Annotated in this window: 2 protein-coding genes; one reads left to right on the forward strand and one right to left on the reverse strand. The window is 52.1% G+C overall.

What is annotated here, in order from left to right; genetic code table 11:
- Positions 1-446 precede the first annotated feature (446 nt).
- Positions 447-1,823, forward strand: coding sequence for an undecaprenyl-phosphate glucose phosphotransferase (locus tag AC3B8H_RS20595; protein WP_488443385.1), 1,377 nt, complete (start codon positions 447-449; stop codon positions 1,821-1,823).
- On the opposite strand, the gene AC3B8H_RS20600 is transcribed toward AC3B8H_RS20595, so the two are convergent.
- Positions 1,820-2,186 (reverse strand): VanZ family protein (locus AC3B8H_RS20600; RefSeq protein ID WP_488443386.1); only part of this gene is annotated, 367 nt, incomplete at its 5' end. The two genes, AC3B8H_RS20595 and AC3B8H_RS20600, sit on opposite strands and share 4 nt — an antisense overlap.

The following is a 2,186-nucleotide window of genomic DNA, read 5'->3' on the forward strand; positions in this document are numbered from 1 at the left end:
CTTGGGCGAGTTGCGCCGGGGCTCCAGCGGAATCTCGTGAGCTCAGGGTTGTTATATTCGCCCTACGACAGGCTCGGGACGAAGGTCAATCCTTAGCTTGACGACATTGGTCACCGGGGTTGATATTAAATGGTGCGTATTTTGCTGATAAAATTTTTCGGATCGCGTCGCGGCATTTTTCGGCTCGAACGGCTACTTTATAAGTTCGGTCAGTCAATGTTTAAATCAATCGGCATTCTCCCCTCGGCTTCGCTCGGGGAGGTGCCGGTGGAACATTAACGGGCCGATCAATAGCTGGTATGGGGGCCGGGATTCATGGGGCTGAAATAAAGTGTTGATAAACTTTGCATCGGCCTGGATCAATCGGATGTTCAACGAATAGTCTATAACCTCTGGGTATGAACCAACTTCGCTCAAAAGGATTTATCCGCCCCTTGCGGCCTGAAATGCAGGGGGTTAAACGCGCAATCGATACCGGGATCATCTTTGTATCGATGTTCGCGTCATTGGAGCTCTATCAAATTCCTTTCACCCGCGAATACCTGATCCTGTTTATCGCTTGTACCGTACTGTTTGGTATCTTTGCCGAGCATCAGGAGATCTACCACGGCTGGCGCGGCGATCCGATGTTCGACGATGCGTTGCGGATTTTACTGTCGTGGATAGGCTCGTTTGCGGTAGTTTCCAGCGGCGTATATCTGCTGGAGCCGGATTTCGAATTCTCCAAGCAAGTGCTGGAGTTATGGTTTCCTTTGGTTCCGTTGGGCATCATACTGGTGCACACGTTGCGGCGGGCGACATTGTCCTTTGTGCGTCTGCACGGTCTCAACGTCCGTTATTACGCGATATTGGGTGCTAATCCGCTCGGCAAGCGCTTGAATATCGCTCTGACCGAAATGCCCTGGCTGGGTTACCATTTTGCCGGCTACTTTGACGACCGCCTCGAAAACCCGCAACGCCGCGAACAAGGCGAATTGATAGAAGACGAAATTGCCGGCGATTTCAAGGAGTTGTTAAAACGCAGTCAACGCGGCGAGATCGACCATATCTACATCACCTTGCCGCTCCGCGCCGAAGTACGCATCAATCAACTGATCCGCGAACTGGCCGACAGCACGGTGTCCGTCAATATCGTGCCCGATTTCTTTACCTTCAATCTGATGCAATCCAAGTTAAGCAGCGTCAAGGGTATCCCGGTAGTCAGCGTGTTCGACACTCCGCTCAATTCGGTGTTGGACGGCATGGCCAAACGTCTGGAAGACTTGGTGTTGTGCGCGCTGATCCTGCCGATCATCGCGATACCGATGCTGCTGATCGCGATCGCGGTCAAGGTGACTTCGCCCGGACCCGTCATCTTCAAGCAATTGCGTTACGGCGTGAAAGGCGAGCCGATCGAAGTCTGGAAATTTCGCTCAATGTCGGTCTGCGAAAACGGCGATACCGTTAAGCAGGCCACCGCCAACGACAGCCGGGTCACGCCGCTCGGCGCTTTTTTGCGGCGCACCTCGTTGGACGAATTGCCGCAATTTCTTAACGTCCTGCGCGGTACGATGTCCGTCGTCGGCCCGCGTCCTCACGCGATTGCCCATAACGAATACTACCGTAAGCAAATCCAGGGCTATATGCTGCGTCATAAAATGAAACCCGGCATCACCGGCTTGGCCCAGATCAGCGGTTGCCGGGGCGAAACCGAAACCATCGACAAAATGCAGGCCCGCATTCACTACGATCTGGAATACATCCGCCAATGGTCGCTGTGGCTGGACATCAAGATTGTGTTCATGACCATCTTTAAGGGGTTCGTCGGGGAGCAGGCTTATTAACCGGTGTTTCGCCTATAGAAAAGCAAACCGCATAACGCGGATATTGCTAAACCGAAAACGATGCCAATGCAGTCGATGAAAATATCACCCAATTGCGGACCTCGGCTCGGGATAAAAAGCTGTAGTATCTCGCTACTGGTAGCGAAGAGACTCATTAAGAAAAACTGGCTGGTGGAAATGGGCCGAAACCGATTGCCGGCGCCGACGGCCCAGGCGAGCAATGCAAACATCGTAAAGTGGCCCAGTTTGTAAATATCGATTTGTGGGATAGTGAATGAAAGATCAAATTTTCTGATGTATTCTGAATAGTGGTGCGCTGTATTGTGGTTGGTTTGCCAAATATATCCGCCAAATGTGCTTTTG

It is taken from the genome of Methylomonas sp. BG-2, from assembly GCF_057766305.1.

Excerpts from the sequence above, each read along its gene's own strand:
- AC3B8H_RS20595 (WP_488443385.1), top strand. The coding sequence starts at position 447 with ATGCAGGGGGTTAAACGCGCAATCGATACCGGGATCATCTTTGTATCG.